Genomic DNA, 15087 nt, shown 5'->3' with positions numbered 1-15087 from the left:
GGCCATGGGACGCACCCTCATTTCGGGCGGCCTGGTCGTCACCGCCGCCGACGAGCTGGAGGCCGACGTCCTCGTCGAGGACGGGAAGGTGGCCGCCCTGGCCCTGCCCGGAACCTGGGACGGGGTGGACGCCGAGGTCATCGACGCCGCCGGGCACTACGTCATCCCGGGCGGGGTGGACGCGCACACCCACATGGAGCTACCGTTCGGCGGCACCTTCGCCTCCGACACCTTCGAGACCGGGACCCGGGCGGCCGCCTGGGGCGGCACCACGACCATCATCGACTTCGCGGTGCAGAGCCCGGGCCAGGCCGTGCGTTCAGGGGTGGACGCGTGGATGGCCAAGGCGGAGGGCAACTGCGCGATCGACTACGGGTTCCACGCGATCCTGTCCGACGTCAACGAATCGTCGCTCAAGGAGATGGACGTGCTGGTGGACGAGGGCATCACCTCGTTCAAGATGTTCATGGCCTACCCGGGCGTGTTCTACAGCGACGACGGCCGGATCCTGCGGGCCATGCAGCGCGGCGCCGCCAACGGCGCGCTGACCATGATGCACGCCGAGAACGGCATCGCCATCGACGTGCTCGTCGAGCAGGCACTGGCGGCCGGCAAGACCGATCCCCGCTACCACGGCGAGGTCCGCAGGGCCCTGCTGGAGTCGGAGGCCACCCACCGCGCCATCCAGCTGGCCCGGGTGGCCGGGGCGCCGCTGTACGTGGTGCACGTGTCGGCGGGCGAGGCCGTGGAGGAGCTGGCCCGGGCCCGCGACCTGGGGCTGAACGTGTTCGGCGAGACCTGTCCGCAGTACCTGTTCCTGTCGGTGGACGACCTGGCCAAGCCGGACTTCGAGGGCGCCAAGTACGTGTGCTCGACTCCGCTGCGGCCGCGGGAGCACCAGGAGCTGCTGTGGCGGGCGCTGCGCACCAACGACCTGTCCGTGGTCTCCACCGACCACTGCCCGTTCTGCTTCAGCGGGCAGAAGGAGCTGGGCCGGGGCGACTTCTCCAAGATCCCCAACGGCCTGCCGGGGGTGGAGAACCGGATGGACCTGCTGCACCAGGCGGTCCTGGACGGCCACATCGACCGCCGCCGGTGGATCGAGCTGGCCTGCGCCACCCCGGCGCGCATGTTCGGGCTCTATCCGCGCAAGGGCACGATCGCCCCGGGCGCCGACGCCGACATCGTGGTCTACGACCCGAACGCCGAGCACGTGATGTCCGCCGACACCCACCACATGAACGTGGACTACTCCGCCTACGAGGGCAGGCGGGTGACGGGCCGCGCCCGCACCGTCCTGTCCCGCGGCCGGGTCGTGGTGGACGCCGGCGAGTACCTCGGCGCGGCCGGGCACGGCCGCTACCTGACCCGCGGCACCTGCCAGTACCTGATCTGATCTGCGAGGAGAGCACATGGACATCGGACTCGTCCTCCAGACCGACCCGCCCGCCGACCTGCTGGTGGACCGGATGGCGCGCGCCGACCGGCTCGGCTTCACCCACGGGTGGACGTTCGACTCGGTGGTGCTGTGGCAGGAGCCGTTCGTCATCTACAGCCGCGTCCTGGAGCGCACGGAGAACCTCACGGTGGGCCCGATGGTGACCAACCCGGGCACCCGCACCTGGGAGGTGACCGCCTCCCTGTTCGCGACCCTGAACGACATGTTCGGCAACCGGACGGTGTGCGGGATCGGCCGCGGCGACTCCGCGATGCGGGTGGCCGGGCGCAGCCCCGCCACCCTGGCCCGGCTGTCCCGGGCCATGACCGCCATCAAGGACCTGGCCGAGGGCCGGGAGGCGGACGTGGACGGGGCGGCCTTCCGCATCCCGTGGGTGCGCGACGGGAGACTGCCGGTCTGGATGGGCGCCTACGGGCCCAAGGCCCTGGAGCTGGTGGGGCGCCAGGCGGACGGGTTCATCCTCCAGCTGGCCGACCCGTACCTGACGGAGTGGATGGTCAAGGCGGTGCGGGAGGCCGCGGTGGAGGCGGGCCGCGACCCGGCGGAGATCACGGTGTGCGTGGCCGCCCCGGCCTACGTCACCGACGGGTCGGCGCAGGGGCTGGCGCACGCCCGCGAGCAGTGCCGCTGGTTCGGCGGGATGGTGGGCAACCACGTCGCCGACCTGGTGGCGCGGTACGGGCACACGGGGGCGGTCCCCCAGGAGCTGACCGACTACATCGAGGCCCGGCAGGGCTACGACTACAGCCACCACGGCCGGGCCGACAACCCCGACACCGCGTTCGTGCCCGACAGCGTGGTGGACCGGTTCTGCCTGCTGGGGCCGGTCAAGGAGCACGTGGCCAAGCTGGAGCGGCTGCGCGCGGTGGGCGTGGACCAGTTCGCGGTCTACGCGATGCACGACGACGTGGACGGGGTCATCGACGCCTACGGGCGCGACGTGGTCCCGGCCGTGTCCGGGATCTGACCCGGCCGGAACACGGAAGTCACACGAGGCGCGCACACTGCCGGGACGGGTGCGGCGGCGGCCCCGAAGGGTCGTCTCCGCACCCCTGGTGACGTGCGAGGATATTCGATGGTCCGAAACGGATTCGGAATTGTCGTACGTTCCGCCAGGACCCCGCCACCCCGTGGGCCCGACGCCGCGCCCACCCCCCTGAATTCCCCGTATCACCGAAGAGCAGGTGCCCCGTGACCCAAGAAGCCCCACCGTCCCCGGAACCGAGCGCCGTCGCCCATCCCGACGGCCGCGTCTCCCTGGCCGAGGGCGCGTCCATGCCCGAGAGCCCCTACGTCAACGAGGACCTCCAGCCGGTGCCGATGTCCCGGCGCACCTGGGGCACCGGGAGCTTCACCGCCCTGTGGGTGAGCATGTCGGTGAGCATCCCCGCCTGGACCCTGGCCAGCGGCCTGATCGCCGCGGGCATGGACTGGCGCCAGGCGATCCTGTGCGTGGTCCTGGGCAACGTCATCGTTCTGGTGCCGATGGTGCTGACCGGCCACGCGGGCGCCAAGTACGGCATCCCCTTCCCGGTGTTCGCCCGTGCCTCCTTCGGCCTGCGCGGCGCCAACCTGCCGGCGCTGCTGCGCGGCGCGGTCGCCTGCGGCTGGTTCGGCATCCAGACCTGGGTGGGCGGCCAGGGCGTGTACGTGCTCGCCGGGCGGCTGTTCGGCGAGGGCTGGCTGGGCGCCTCCGAGGTCGGCGGCAACCCGTGGACCCTGTGGCTGTCGTTCGCCGTGTTCTGGGTGGTGCAGGTGTTCATCATCCTGTGGGGCATGGAGGGCGTCCGCAAGGTGCAGGTGTGGGCGGCGCCGCTGATGATCGTCGGCGGCCTGGCCCTGCTGGTGTGGATGGCCGTGGAGGCCGGCGGCCTGGGCGTGATGCTGGCGGGCGACCCGGAGGGCATGGACTGGGGCCCGTCGTTCTGGGCGCTGTTCTTCCCCTCGCTGATGGGCGTCATCGGCTACTGGGCGACGCTGACCCTGAACATCAGCGACTTCACCCGCTTCTCCAACTCCCAGCGCGCCCAGGTCCTGGGCCAGTCGCTGGGCCTGCCCACCACGATGACCCTGTTCTCGCTGCTGGCCGTCATGGTGACGGCGGGCACCGCCGCGGTGTACGGCGAGCCGCTGTGGAACCCGATCGACATCGTGGCGCAGATGGGCAGCGGCCTGGGCCTGCTGTTCGCGATCTTCATCGTGCTGCTGGCGACGGTGTCCACCAACATCGCCGCGAACCTGGTGGGCCCGGCCTACGACCTGGCCAACCTGGCGCCGCGCCTGATCACCTTCCGCACCGGGGCGATCATCACCTGCTTCCTGGGCGTGCTCATCTTCCCGTGGAGGCTGCTGGAGAACGAGAGCGTCTACATCTTCACCTGGCTGGGCACCGTCGGCGGCGTCCTGGGCACGGTGGCGGGCATCCTGCTCGCCGACTACTGGGTGGTGCGCCGGACCCGGCTGGACCTGCCCGGCCTGTACACGCGCGCGTCGGAGTACTGGTACGGCGGCGGCTGGAACTGGCGGGCGCTGGTGGCGTTCGGCACCGGCACCCTGCTGGCCGTGGGCGGCTCCCACTCGGGTGTGGACGCGGCGACCGGCGCCAAGCTGGGCCCGTTCCCCGAGGACGGCCTGATCCCGCTGCTGGCCCCGCTGGCCGACTACGGGTGGGTGATCGGCCTGGCCACCTCCTTCGTCCTGTACTGGGTGCTGAACCTGGCGGCGCCGGTCCGCGTCCCGGCCGCCGGGGAGACCGGTGCCCGGGAAGCCGGTACCGGGGAGGCCGGAGAGGCCGGCGGCACCGCCGGCACCGCGGCGGCTCCGGAGGCCGACGCCCCGGAGAAGACCGGCTCCTGACCCGCCGGGGCACCGCCCCGATCCGCTCCCGTGGGGGGTCGCACCGTCCGGTGCGGCCCCCCACGTGGTTCCCTGTCATCGTGACCAGTCACATGCGTTATGCGAACGTGGCCGGTGCCCCACAGCGGGTAGCGTCGAAAACCAGACCGCCTTCTCGCGCATCGGACCAGTTCAGAGCGGTTCCTCACGGACGATGCCCGACGAGGGCCGTACAGGGTGACGAAAAGTTCCTTCCGGGGCGGTCAACCCGCCGACAGGGATCTTCGTCCCATTCACACCAGAACCCGAACAACGGGTTAAGGCGTTAGAAACAGAGAACCCAAATAAGACGAACGGCGCACACGACCCTCCACCGGAGCGGCACCCGCGCCTCTCGGCCTCTCGTGCCAGGAACCCGCACGTTTCCCCCAAGGTCGGGCAGTACATCCCCCAACTCTTCGTGAAGAGGGAGACGACCTTGCCTGAAAGCAGTACCTTCCCACCACTCGCACCCGCCACGAGGACGGTCGCGGTCGTCCTGGCCGGCGGCAGCGGCCAGCGCATCGGCCTGGCGACGCCCAAGCAGCTCCTGAAGATCGCCGGGAAGACGATCCTTGAGCACACGCTCGACACCTTCGAGCAGGCTCCGCGCGTCGACGAGGTCATCGTGATGATGAACCCCGGATTCGTGAACGACGCCGAGGCCATCGTGCGCAAGGCCGGGCTCACCAAGGTGACCCGGGTGCTGCCGGGCGGTACCTCCCGCAACGCCACCACCCAGCTCGCCCTGGACGCGCTGGCCCACCTGCCCGCGGACACCACCAACCTGCTGTTCCACGACGCGGTGCGCCCCCTGCTGTCCCAGCGCGTCATCGACGACTGTGTCGACTCCCTGGACCGCTTCGCCGCGGTCGACGTGGCGATCCCCTCCTCGGACACCATCATCGAGGTGGACGACGACGTCATCACCGACGTCCCCACCCGGTCCCGCCTGCGCCGCGGCCAGACCCCGCAGGGCTTCCGGATGTCGGCCATCCGCGACGCCTACAAGCGCGCCTGGGCCGACCCGGACTTCGAGGCCACCGACGACTGCACCGTCGTCCTGCGCTACTCCCCCGGAACCCCGATCCACGTGGTGGCCGGCGAAGAGCAGAACATGAAGGTCACCCAGCCGGTCGACATCTTCATCGCCGACAAGCTCTTCCAGCTCTCCTCCGCGGACACCCCCGAGTTCACCGACCAGGACCGCGACCGGCTGCTGAACGGGCGGACCGTCGTGGTGTTCGGCGGCAGCCACGGCATCGGGGCCGAGGTCGCCGACCTGGCGGAGAAGCACGGCGCCCGCGTCTTCCGCTACTCGCGCAGCGCCACCCGCACCGACGTGGCCAACCCGGCCGACATCTCCGGGGCCCTGGAGCAGGCGCACAGCGCCACCGGCCGCATCGACCACGTCGTCAACACCGCCGGGGTGCTGCGCATCGGGCGGCTGGACGCCACCGACCCGGAGGTGATCGAGGAGGCGCTGCGGGTCAACTACCTGGCGCCGGTGCACATCGCCCGCGCCTCCTTCCCGTACCTGGCCCAGACCGGAGGGCAGCTGCTGCTGTACACCTCCAGCTCCTACACCCGGGGCCGGGCCGAGTACAGCCTGTACTCCTCCACCAAGGCCGCCACGGTCAACCTGACCCAGGCGCTGGCCGACGAGTGGTCCGAGGACGGCGTGCGCATCAACTGCATCAACCCCGAGCGCACCCGCACCCCGATGCGCGTGAAGGCGTTCGGCGAGGAGCCCACCGGAACGCTGCTCAGCGCCGAGAAGGTGGCCACGACCTCCCTGGACGTGCTGCTCTCCGACCTCACCGGGCACGTCGTCGACGTCCGCCGCGAGGACCCGGTGACCGCCGCCCGGACGCGCAGAACGGAGGCGGCCAAGTGAACCGGCTCCGTCATCTGGGGGTGGACGGCCCGGCGCTGGCCGTCCTGGCCGCCATGGGGCTGTCGTTCCTGCTCCAGGCGGTCGAGGTCGCCATGGCGCAGGTCTGGGTGTTCGGGGTCCTGGTCCTGGTCCTGTACACCACCGAGTGGCTGATCGCCCAGCGCGTCACCGTGCTCACCAAGGTGCTCAGCCGCATCCGGGTGGGGCTCACCGTGCGGATGCTGCTGCGGCAGATCCTGCTGATCGCCCTGTACGTGTCCGTGGGGGCGATCGGCACCCCGGCCTACTGGTCGACGTTCGCGGGGATGGCCGCGTTCTTCATGCTGTCCCTGGTCTACGACCTGATGCGGATGCAGATCCTGCGCCGTTCCCGGCTGCCGGTGCGGACCCGCAACCTGGACCTGTCGGCGCTGAACCTGCCGAACCCGCCCGGGTTCGTGCGCGAGCTGCCGATGAACCGCGTGTTCCTCGCCGACATCGCCCTGGTGATGGGCGGGGTGGCGCACCTGGCCGGCGGCCCGGAGTGGCTCGCGATCGGCGGCGCCGTGCTGAGCGCGGGCGCGGTCCTGCTGCTGGTGCTGGCGAGCGTGCCGACGTTCCTGGCGCACCTGCGCTTCCCCTCCGACGCGCAGTTCATCGAGGAGGTCAACGAGCGGCTGCGCGCGTACCGGCCCGAGGTGGTCCTGTACTTCACGTTCGGTGTGGGCAGCCAGAACGGCGTCTACCAGGCCAACATGTGGCTGGAGGCGATGGAGCGGCTGGACCGGCGGGCCCTGGTGGTGTTCCGCGAGCACGCCAACCTGCCGCACCTGGAGCCGACCTCGCTGCCGGTGGTGTGCGTGCCGCGCGCCGACGACCTGGCCGCCCTGGACCTGTCCACGGTGCGGGTGGCCCTGTACCCGGGCAACGCGGGCAAGAACATCCACCTGGTGCAGCGCGCCGAGATCAAGCACGTGTTCATCGGACACGGCGACAGCGACAAGCTGCCCAGCAGCAACCGGGTCAGCCGGATCTTCGACGAGATCTGGGTGGCCGGCCGCGGCGGGCGCGAGCGCTACCGCCGGGTCCGGCACGCCATCGACGACCGCGACGTGGTGGAGGTGGGCCGCCCCCAGCTGGACGTGGTCCAGGGCCCGCGGTCGGCGGCCGAGCGGTCGGTGCCCACCGTGATCTACGCGCCCACCTGGGAGGGCGTGGACGACAACAACTACCTGACCTCGGCGGACACCGTCGGCGTTGAGCTGGTGGAGCGGCTGCTGGCCGGCGGCGAGCCGGTCCGGCTGATCTACAAGCCGCACCCGCTGCTGGGCAAGCGGTCCGCGCGCGCCGCCGCGGCGCACCGGCGGATCGTGGAGGCGGTCACCGCGCACAACCGCGGTCTGGACCCGGTGACCCCGGAGGCCGAGCGGCAGTTGTCGGAGCTGCGGGCGCGGATCGAGCGGTTCCGGGAGGAGTCCTCGGAGCGGCACCTGACCGCGGCCGACCTGGCCGGGTACCGGGACCTGCTGCGGCAGTGGCACGACCTGTACTGGACGTCCGCGGGGCCGCTGCGCCACCACGTGGTCACCGACCCGTTCCCGACGCTGTTCTCGTGCTTCAACGAGTCGGACGCGATGGTGAGCGACATCTCCAGCGTGGTCGCCGACTTCATCGCCAGCGGCAAGCCGTACGCCATCGCGGACCTGTGGGACACCGAGGACGGTGAGTTCCGCAGGCAGTACCCGTCCGCGGGGGCCGGGTACCTGCTGCGGCCCGGTCTGGCCGGGCTGGACGAGGTCCTGTCGGCGGCCCGGGAACCGGCGGGCGACGCGATGGCCCGGCGCCGGGAGATCCTCAAGGAGTACCTGCTGGGTCCAGACGAGCCGGACGCCCAGACGCGGTTCGCCGCGGCCGCGGACGCCCTGTACGAGCGGGGGCTGCGGGACTTCCCGCTCGGCACCTTCGCCGAGCCGGTCCCGGCCGACCCGTTCCGCGAGGACGCGGGCGACGGGACGGACGGGCTGGACGGGGTGAACGGCACGGACGTCCAGGTGGGCGGCAGGGTCGCCGTCTCCGTGCCCGACACGGACGAGGCGGTCTGAGGCCCGTTCCGGAATCGTGATGAAGGGGGCCGCGCGTGGTTCGCGCGGCCCCCTTCCGCGTTCCCCCAGGGCGTCACCTGCGGTGACACGTTCGCCATCCGAATCGGGCCGTGAGTCATCTAACTCACAAACCGCAGGTAAACCCCATATCCTGTTAAAACGTCTTTCCGTCTACCCGGTGAAGTCTCGTCGAGCAGGGAGCGGTCGCACCTCGACCTCCCCCGGGCTTCCCCTGAGGTACGACCCCGCCCGCACACCCCTTTCGGAGTCCAGCCTTGCCCAGTCATGCCACCGAGCCCGTAGCCCGATCCGTGACCCGCACCGTCGCCGTCGTCCTGGCCGGCGGCAGCGGCCAGCGCATCGGCCTCGCGACGCCCAAGCAGCTCCTGAAGATCGCCGGGAAGACGATCCTTGAGCACACCTTGGAGCTGTTCGAGCAGGCCCCCCGGGTGGACGAGGTCATCGTGATGATGAACCCCGGCTTCGTGAACGACGCCGAGGCCATCGTGCGCAAGGCCGGACTGGGGAAGGTCACCCGGGTGCTGCCGGGCGGCACCTCCCGCAACGCCACCACCCAGCTCGCCCTGGACGCGCTGTCGCACTACTCGGCGGAGAACACCAACGTCCTCTTCCACGACGCGGTGCGGCCCCTGCTGTCCCAGCGGGTCATCGACGACTGCGTCACCGCCCTGGAGACCTACCAGGCGGTGGACGTGGCGATCCCGTCCTCGGACACCATCATCGAGGTGGACGACGACGTCATCACCGACGTCCCCACCCGGGCCCGGCTGCGCCGCGGGCAGACCCCGCAGGGGTTCCGCCTCGCCACCATCCGCAACGCCTACGCCAAGGCGTGGGCCGACCCGGGCTTCGAGGCCACCGACGACTGCACCGTCGTGCTGCGCTACGCGCCGGACGTGCCGATCCACGTGGTCGCCGGCGAAGAGCAGAACATGAAGGTGACCCAGCCGGTCGACATCTTCATCGCCGACAAGCTCTTCCAGCTGTCCTCGGCCGCCACGCCGGAGTTCACCGAGGCGGACTACGCCGAGCGGCTCGCCGGCAAGACCGTCGTGGTGTTCGGCGGCAGCTACGGGATCGGCGCGGGGATCGCCGACCTGGCGGAGAAGCACGGCGCCCGTGTCTTCCGCTACTCGCGCAGCGCCACCCGCACCGACGTGGCCAACCCGGCCGACATCTCCGGGGCGCTGGAGCAGGCCCACTCCGCGACCGGCCGCATCGACTACGTCGTCAACACCGCCGGGGTGCTGCGCATCGGCCGCCTCGACCAGACCGACGACTCCGTCATCGAGGAGGCGCTGCGGGTCAACTACCTGGCCCCGGTGCACATCGCCCGCGCCTCCTTCCCGTACCTGGCGCAGACCAAGGGCCAGCTGCTGCTCTACACGTCCAGTTCCTACACGCGCGGGCGCGGCGAGTACAGCCTGTACTCCTCCACCAAGGCGGCGACCGTCAACCTGACCCAGGCGCTGGCCGACGAGTGGTCCGAGGACGGGGTGCGCATCAACTGCATCAACCCCGAGCGGACCCAGACGCCCATGCGCACCAAGGCGTTCGGCGAGGAGCCCGCGGGCACCCTGCTCAGCGCGGAGAAGGTGGCCACGACCTCGCTGGACGTGCTGCTGTCCGACCTCACCGGGCACGTCGTCGACGTGCGCCGCGAGGACCTGCCGGGCATCGGGGCCGCCGGGAGCGCCAAGTGAACAAGCTCCGCGACCTCGGCCGCGCCACACTCCTGGGCGCGGCCCTGCTCGGGCTCACCTACCTGGTGATGCTCGCCGGCGTCATCGCCGGATCCTGGTGGGTCTTCGCCATCGGCGCGGCCGGAAGCTACGCCATGGACGCGCTGCTGCTGCACCGGCTCCACGACCTGGCCAAGCTGGTCCAGCAGATCCGCCTGGGCATCACCCCGCGCGCGCTGCTGCGCCAGCTGCTGGTGCTGGGGCTGCTCATCACCTCGACCACGGCCACCTCCACGGGTATCGGCATGGTCCTGCTGGTGTTCCTGCTGCTCTTCGGCCTCCAGCTCATGGCGGGCATCGCCGCCCGGATGCTGCGCGCCTCGCGCAAGCTGCCGATCGTCACCCGCAACATCGACCTGGGCGCGCTGAACATCCCCGACAGCCCGCCCATGCCGCTCGTCCGCGAGCCGATGAGCCGGCTGCTGCCGCTGGACGCCTTCCTGGTGTTCGGTGTCGTGGGGTACGTGTGGTTCGGCTCGGCCTGGGCCGTGGCGGCCGGTGCCGCGCTGACCCTGGGCGTCACCGTCCTGGCGCTGCTGATGCTGGCGTGGCACATCCGGCGCGCCCGCACCATCCCCTCCTCCGAGCGGGTCATGGAGCTCACCCAGTCCTGGCTGGGCTCCTACCGGCCCGAGGTGATCCTGTACTTCTCCGGTTCGGCCGACTCCACCTACCAGGTGAACATGTGGCTGGACACCCTGGCCGGGCTGGACCGGCGCGGCATCGTGGTGCTGCGCGAGCGCGTGATCGCCGCCCAGCTGGCGCCCACCGCCGTCCCGGTGCTGTGCGTGCCCACCGCCACCGACCTGATGGCGCTGGACTTCGGCCCGGCGCGGGTGGCGCTGTACCCGGCGAACACCGGCAAGAACATCCACATGCTGCGCAACCCGATGATCAAGCACGTGTTCATCGGGCACGGCGACAGCGACAAGATCGCCAGCGTCAACCCGTTCAGCAAGGTCTACGACGAGGTGTGGACCGCAGGGCGGGCGGGGCTGGACCGGTACGTGCGCGCCCAGGTGGGCGTGCGCCCCGACGAGGTCGTCGAGGTGGGGCGTCCCCAGCTGGACACCATCCGCACCGACACCGCGCCCAACGCCGTCCGGACCGTGCTGTACGCGCCGACCTGGGAGGGGTGGACCGACGAGCCGGGCAACACCTCGCTGATCGACGCGGGCCCCACCCTGATCGAGCAGCTACTGAAGGCCGAGCCGGGCGTACGCGTGCTGTACAAGCCGCACCCGTTCACCGGCATCCGCTCGGCGCGGGCGCGCCGGGCGCACCAGAGGATCGTCACGCTGCTGGAGGCCGCGAACAAGGCCGCGGGGCACGGCGAGCGGGACACCCGCGAGCTGGCCGCGCTGGACCGCCGCCTGGCCGCCTTCGACGACGACCGGGGCGCCACCGACGAGGCCCACAACTCGCGCGAGGAGGGAAAGACCGACCCCGCGCGCATCGCCGGGGTGGCCGCCCTCACCGAGGACTGGCACCGGGTGTACTGGGAGGGGCAGCCCGACACCGCGCACCTGGTGATCCAGGGGCCGCGGCCGTCGCTGTACTCGTGCTTCAACCAGGCCGACCTGCTCATCAGTGATATTTCGAGCGTGGTGGCCGACTTCGTCGCCACCGAGAAGCCCTACGCGATCACCAACTGCGAGGGCATCACGCACGAGGAGTTCCGCGTCAAGCACCCGACCTCGAGCGCGGCGTACATGCTGTTCCCCGACGGGGAGGGCCTGGACACCGCCCTGGCGGCCGTGCACCTGCGCGACGCCGACGAGCTCGCCGAGCAGCGGCACGAGCTGCGCGCGTACCTGCTGGGGCCCTCGGACGTCAGCTCCATGAGCCGGTTCGCCGCCGCCGTGGACGACCTGTACACGCGCGCCGCCGAACTGCGGCCGCTGTCACCCCTCGGCGAGGAGACCCCCGCCGAACTCACCACTTCCTGAGTGAATGACGGCCGGGGCCGCGAGCACGTCTTCCGCTCGCGGCCCCGGCCGTTCTCTTGGCTCTCCTGGCCGAAGGGGACCTCGTGTGGGCGCCCGCTAGCGGCGAACGCCGGACAGCAGCGCCGCCCACTCCACGGCTGGCAGTAGGAGATAGCAGGCGGAGGGATTCTGGGAATCACGAACGGCGGCGGCCCCCGGAAGGTCTGCGACCTCCACACAGTTGCTTCGATCGCTATAGCTGGACTTGCGAAAGCGCAGGGAGGCGGTGTTGCCGGTGTGCATCGTCATCCCTGCGTCGTCCCCCGTCCCTTGCCGCCCACCCTCGCCTGGCCTCATGAGGCCACCAAGTCCGTGGTGCCTTCCCCAACCGTCCCCTCCTGGATACAGTGAGTCTGGGAACTGAGAAGGGACCCTCGCTATGCGAGGGTCCCTTTCGTGTGGGCGTTCTTTAGCGGCGGACGCCGGACAGCAGCGCCGCCCACTCTGCGGCCGGGAGCAGCAGATACCCGGCAGAGGGGTTCTGGGAGTCACGGACGGCGGCAGCCCTCGGGAGGTCAGCGACCTCCACGCAGTTACCACCGCTGGGCTGGCTGTAGCTGGACTTACGGAACACGAGGTCGTGGCCGCTAGGGACGGGAACTGAGGTGCTCATGGTCTTATTTCTCGATCATGCGTCGTAGGTACTCGATCGTCTCATCCGGTCGCAGGGCGGCCAGGCGCAGGTGATTCATCAGGGTTCGATATCTGGCAACCTCCTCGGCCTCTTCCAGGTACAACCCATCCGTGTCCGTCTCCAGATACACGACCGTGGGGTCCACTGGTTCGGGGAACTCCAAGATGACGAACGGGCCGCCGCTTCCGGCGTTGGGCCGGTCAGCCCGTGCCATCTGGAGAGTGACGCTCGGCTGCTCGGCCATGTCCAGCAGGTGCTCGATCTGGGCCTTGCGCACGTCGGGGTAGTGCTCCAGCCGGTTGAGCGCGGTCTCATCGAAGATGGCCCAAAGCTCGGGCGGCTCTTCGGTCAGGATGCGCTGGCGCGCGATGCGGGCGTCGACGATGCGTTGGACTTCCTCGGCGCGGTTCAGCGCCGACTCCGCCAGCAGACGGATGTAGGAAGAGACCTGGAGAAGGCCCGGAATCATGATGGGTTCCCAGGTCGAGATGGCGGAGGCCTCGGTCTCGAATCCGACGTATCTGGCGGCCAGCACGTCCTTGTAGCGGGCCCACCAACCGGTCTGGAGAGACTGCCGACACAGATCGAGGATCTCGTCGTGCTCCCGGCCGGGGGAGATATCGCAGGCGGCGAGGATCTGCCGCACTTCCGACAGCGTGGGGCGCTGCTTCGCGCCGTTCTCGATGTTCGAGTACGTCGACCGTGAAATGCCCGCCCGGCGGGCGACCTCCTCGCTCGTGAGCTTGGCAGCGAGCCGGATCCTGCGCAGTTCAGAGGACAGGCGACGTCGGCGAATCGTGGGTGAGTACCTAGTGGCCATGGTGAGTCCGATCGTAGACCGCTGCCGCTCAGAGGCGGACATTTTGGGATACCGGGCACACATTACACAGCATCCCGAACTATATTGACCACCAAGCCTTGCAAACTTGGAATCCAAGTCGCATCATAGTGGCAACTCAGTTCCCCGTCGGGCTTCCCACCCGGCACCCCTACCGGAGGTGTGCGCCCATGGCGCGATACCGCTATCTGAACTGCTCCGAACTCGTGGCCGCCCGATGGCTGGCCTCGGAGGCCCTCCGCTGGAGGCGACCCCGCCGGGCCAGCAGGGCCCGTATGTACACCACGCACCCGGGGCGCGACCTGGCGCCGTTGACCCTGGCGGTGCGGCAGTGGATCTCCCACACCACCCCGCCCCCGCCCCCGGTGACGCCCTCGCCCTCGCTCTCCCTCCCGCTCCCGCGCAGGGCCAGCGACACGGCCCCCACCGGCCGGCCCCGGGTCCCGGAACCCCGCACCAGCCCGGACCAGCGGCCCGAACCCCCGGCCGCCCTGTCGACCCCGACCCCGATCGCGGACGCGGCCGCGGAGTCGGTGCCCGGCTCGGGATTCACCGCCGCCCTGGCCTCCCGGCCCCGCATCCAGGCCCTACGCCAGGGCAGCCGCACCCGCATTCACCCCCGGCCGGGGTCCCCCACGGCCAAGAGCCGGGCGGCGGCGCGGCTGCGGGCCCGGACCATGGCGTTCCGCACCACCACCCACCTGACCGCCGACCGCGACGGTTTGTGGAAAGACGCCCTGGCCGCCGCCCGCATCCTGAAGTGGAACCTGGGGAAGGCGGCGTAATGCGGCGCGTGTGCGACATCCGCGAGTTCTCCTCGATCCAGACACTCGGGTTCTGGGCCAACGTCCACCAGGTACCGCTGCGCTACCTCGGACCCACCCTGGAGGGCCACGCGGTCTACGCAGCCACCCACGGCGCCACGACCCGGGTCGCGGTCACCGCAGGGCGCGACCCCCACCCCCTCCCCCTGGTCTGGCGCAGCCCCCTGGAGGCCCTATGACCACCGAACCCAACAGGCCCACCGGTCTCGCCGGAACCCCCGGGGTCCCGCCCCCGCGCCCGGCCCCGGAGCCGAACCCGACCCTGCGCATGCTGGACGACCTCATCCACCGCCGCTGGGTCCTCACCCTGGAGCCCACACCCGACGGCGGCACCGAGATCGTCGCCTACCGGCCCCTCGGCTGGACCGGACCCGGCGACCCCCACGAACGCCTCGCCGCACCCGACCACGCCGCCATGCGGGACCTGTTGGCCGGCCACACCACCACGGACACCGCTGAGAACAGGGAGTAGGACATGGGCAAGCCCGGATACACCGACCCGGCCGAGGACCCGATCCCGGACGACCTCACCGAAGAAGAAAAGAACGCCGTCCGCCGCCAGGGCGAGTTCCTCGCCTGGCAGCGCTCCGTCCTAGACGCCCCAACTGACGGCGACTGACCACCACCGCTCTCCTGAACCCCCGCGCGCCCGGAGACCCCACCAGTCCTCCCGGGCACGCGGGACCCAGACCGGCCGCCCCGCACACCGACACCCGTGTCGGCGAGGGG

At 70.8% G+C, this 15087-nt stretch carries 14 protein-coding genes; 11 read left to right on the top strand and 3 right to left on the bottom strand.

Annotated elements, in window-relative coordinates; genetic code table 11:
- The first annotated feature begins 4 nt into the window (after positions 1 to 4).
- From hydA to ACJOT3_RS21245, 7 genes are all read left to right on the top strand, one after another.
- A complete protein-coding gene (gene hydA, locus ACJOT3_RS21275; RefSeq protein WP_406974829.1) occupies positions 5 to 1396 on the top strand; it encodes a dihydropyrimidinase in 1392 nt (463 codons plus the stop codon).
- A 16-nt stretch (positions 1397 to 1412) separates the two neighbouring features.
- Entirely contained in the window at positions 1413 to 2426 is a 1014-nt protein-coding gene (locus tag ACJOT3_RS21270) for a TIGR03842 family LLM class F420-dependent oxidoreductase (RefSeq protein ID WP_406974828.1), read from the top strand.
- Between the two features lie 308 nt (positions 2427 to 2734).
- Positions 2735 to 4315, top strand: a complete 1581-nt coding sequence (locus tag ACJOT3_RS21265; RefSeq protein ID WP_406974848.1) for an NCS1 family nucleobase:cation symporter-1 — start codon at positions 2735 to 2737, stop codon at positions 4313 to 4315.
- A 457-nt stretch (positions 4316 to 4772) separates the two neighbouring features.
- Complete coding sequence (locus ACJOT3_RS21260; RefSeq protein WP_406974827.1) at positions 4773 to 6230, top strand: SDR family NAD(P)-dependent oxidoreductase; 1458 nt, start codon at positions 4773 to 4775, stop codon at positions 6228 to 6230.
- Positions 6227 to 8311, top strand: a complete 2085-nt coding sequence (locus ACJOT3_RS21255) for a glycerophosphotransferase (protein ID WP_406974826.1) — start codon at positions 6227 to 6229, stop codon at positions 8309 to 8311. Before ACJOT3_RS21260 ends, ACJOT3_RS21255 begins: the two co-directional genes overlap by 4 nt.
- A gap of 311 nt (positions 8312 to 8622) precedes the next feature.
- Entirely contained in the window at positions 8623 to 10035 is a 1413-nt protein-coding gene (locus ACJOT3_RS21250) for an SDR family NAD(P)-dependent oxidoreductase (RefSeq protein ID WP_406974825.1), read from the top strand.
- On the top strand, positions 10032 to 12023 hold the full coding sequence (locus tag ACJOT3_RS21245; RefSeq protein WP_406974824.1) for a glycerophosphotransferase: 1992 nt from the start codon (positions 10032 to 10034) through the stop codon (positions 12021 to 12023). The genes ACJOT3_RS21250 and ACJOT3_RS21245 overlap by 4 nt, the downstream gene beginning before the upstream one ends.
- 96 nt (positions 12024 to 12119) lie before the next feature.
- Here the strand turns inward: ACJOT3_RS21245 and ACJOT3_RS21240 are convergent, their stop codons facing one another.
- The 3 genes from ACJOT3_RS21240 to ACJOT3_RS21230 all read right to left on the bottom strand — a co-directional run bounded on the left by ACJOT3_RS21240 (position 12120) and on the right by ACJOT3_RS21230 (position 13516).
- Entirely contained in the window at positions 12120 to 12305 is a 186-nt protein-coding gene (locus ACJOT3_RS21240; protein ID WP_406974847.1) for a DUF397 domain-containing protein, read from the bottom strand.
- A 166-nt stretch (positions 12306 to 12471) separates the two neighbouring features.
- On the bottom strand, positions 12472 to 12675 hold the full coding sequence (locus ACJOT3_RS21235) for a DUF397 domain-containing protein (protein WP_406974823.1): 204 nt from the start codon (positions 12673 to 12675) through the stop codon (positions 12472 to 12474).
- A gap of 4 nt (positions 12676 to 12679) precedes the next feature.
- Positions 12680 to 13516, bottom strand: coding sequence for a helix-turn-helix domain-containing protein (locus ACJOT3_RS21230; protein WP_406974822.1), 837 nt, complete (start codon positions 13514 to 13516; stop codon positions 12680 to 12682).
- Positions 13517 to 13704: 188 nt separating this feature from the next.
- On the opposite strand from ACJOT3_RS21230, the gene ACJOT3_RS21225 reads away from it, so the two are divergent.
- Genes ACJOT3_RS21225 through ACJOT3_RS21210 form a run of 4 tightly spaced genes read left to right on the top strand, consistent with a single transcriptional unit; the run spans position 13705 to position 14977 of the window.
- Entirely contained in the window at positions 13705 to 14319 is a 615-nt protein-coding gene (locus ACJOT3_RS21225; protein WP_406974821.1) for a hypothetical protein, read from the top strand.
- Positions 14319 to 14537 carry a hypothetical protein gene (locus tag ACJOT3_RS21220; RefSeq protein WP_406974820.1) on the top strand — a complete coding sequence of 73 codons (219 nt, stop codon included), beginning with the start codon at positions 14319 to 14321 and terminating at the stop codon, positions 14535 to 14537. The genes ACJOT3_RS21225 and ACJOT3_RS21220 overlap by 1 nt, the downstream gene beginning before the upstream one ends.
- Positions 14534 to 14830, top strand: coding sequence for a hypothetical protein (locus ACJOT3_RS21215; RefSeq protein WP_406974819.1), 297 nt, complete (start codon positions 14534 to 14536; stop codon positions 14828 to 14830). The genes ACJOT3_RS21220 and ACJOT3_RS21215 overlap by 4 nt, the downstream gene beginning before the upstream one ends.
- Positions 14831 to 14833: 3 nt before the next feature.
- Positions 14834 to 14977 carry a hypothetical protein gene (locus tag ACJOT3_RS21210; protein ID WP_406974818.1) on the top strand — a complete coding sequence of 48 codons (144 nt, stop codon included), beginning with the start codon at positions 14834 to 14836 and terminating at the stop codon, positions 14975 to 14977.
- Positions 14978 to 15087 lie beyond the last annotated feature (110 nt).

It is taken from the genome of Nocardiopsis protaetiae, assembly GCF_045446735.1.
Classification (GTDB): domain Bacteria; phylum Actinomycetota; class Actinomycetes; order Streptosporangiales; family Streptosporangiaceae; genus Nocardiopsis; species Nocardiopsis protaetiae.
This window is presented reverse-complemented; position numbering and strand designations above follow the sequence as displayed.

What these genes read in the sequence shown, in the direction of transcription:
- hydA (WP_406974829.1), top strand. Translation starts at nt 5, where the DNA reads ATGGGACGCACCCTCATTTCGGGCGGCCTGGTCGTCACCGCCGCCGAC.
- ACJOT3_RS21270 (WP_406974828.1), top strand. Translation starts at nt 1,413, where the DNA reads ATGGACATCGGACTCGTCCTCCAGACCGACCCGCCCGCCGACCTGCTG.
- ACJOT3_RS21265 (WP_406974848.1), top strand. Translation starts at nt 2,735, where the DNA reads ATGCCCGAGAGCCCCTACGTCAACGAGGACCTCCAGCCGGTGCCGATG.
- ACJOT3_RS21240 (WP_406974847.1), bottom strand. Translation starts at nt 12,305, where the DNA reads ATGCACACCGGCAACACCGCCTCCCTGCGCTTTCGCAAGTCCAGCTAT.
- ACJOT3_RS21235 (WP_406974823.1), bottom strand. Translation starts at nt 12,675, where the DNA reads ATGAGCACCTCAGTTCCCGTCCCTAGCGGCCACGACCTCGTGTTCCGT.
- ACJOT3_RS21230 (WP_406974822.1), bottom strand. Translation starts at nt 13,516, where the DNA reads ATGGCCACTAGGTACTCACCCACGATTCGCCGACGTCGCCTGTCCTCT.
- ACJOT3_RS21225 (WP_406974821.1), top strand. Translation starts at nt 13,705, where the DNA reads ATGGCGCGATACCGCTATCTGAACTGCTCCGAACTCGTGGCCGCCCGA.
- ACJOT3_RS21220 (WP_406974820.1), top strand. Translation starts at nt 14,319, where the DNA reads ATGCGGCGCGTGTGCGACATCCGCGAGTTCTCCTCGATCCAGACACTC.
- ACJOT3_RS21215 (WP_406974819.1), top strand. Translation starts at nt 14,534, where the DNA reads ATGACCACCGAACCCAACAGGCCCACCGGTCTCGCCGGAACCCCCGGG.
- ACJOT3_RS21210 (WP_406974818.1), top strand. Translation starts at nt 14,834, where the DNA reads ATGGGCAAGCCCGGATACACCGACCCGGCCGAGGACCCGATCCCGGAC.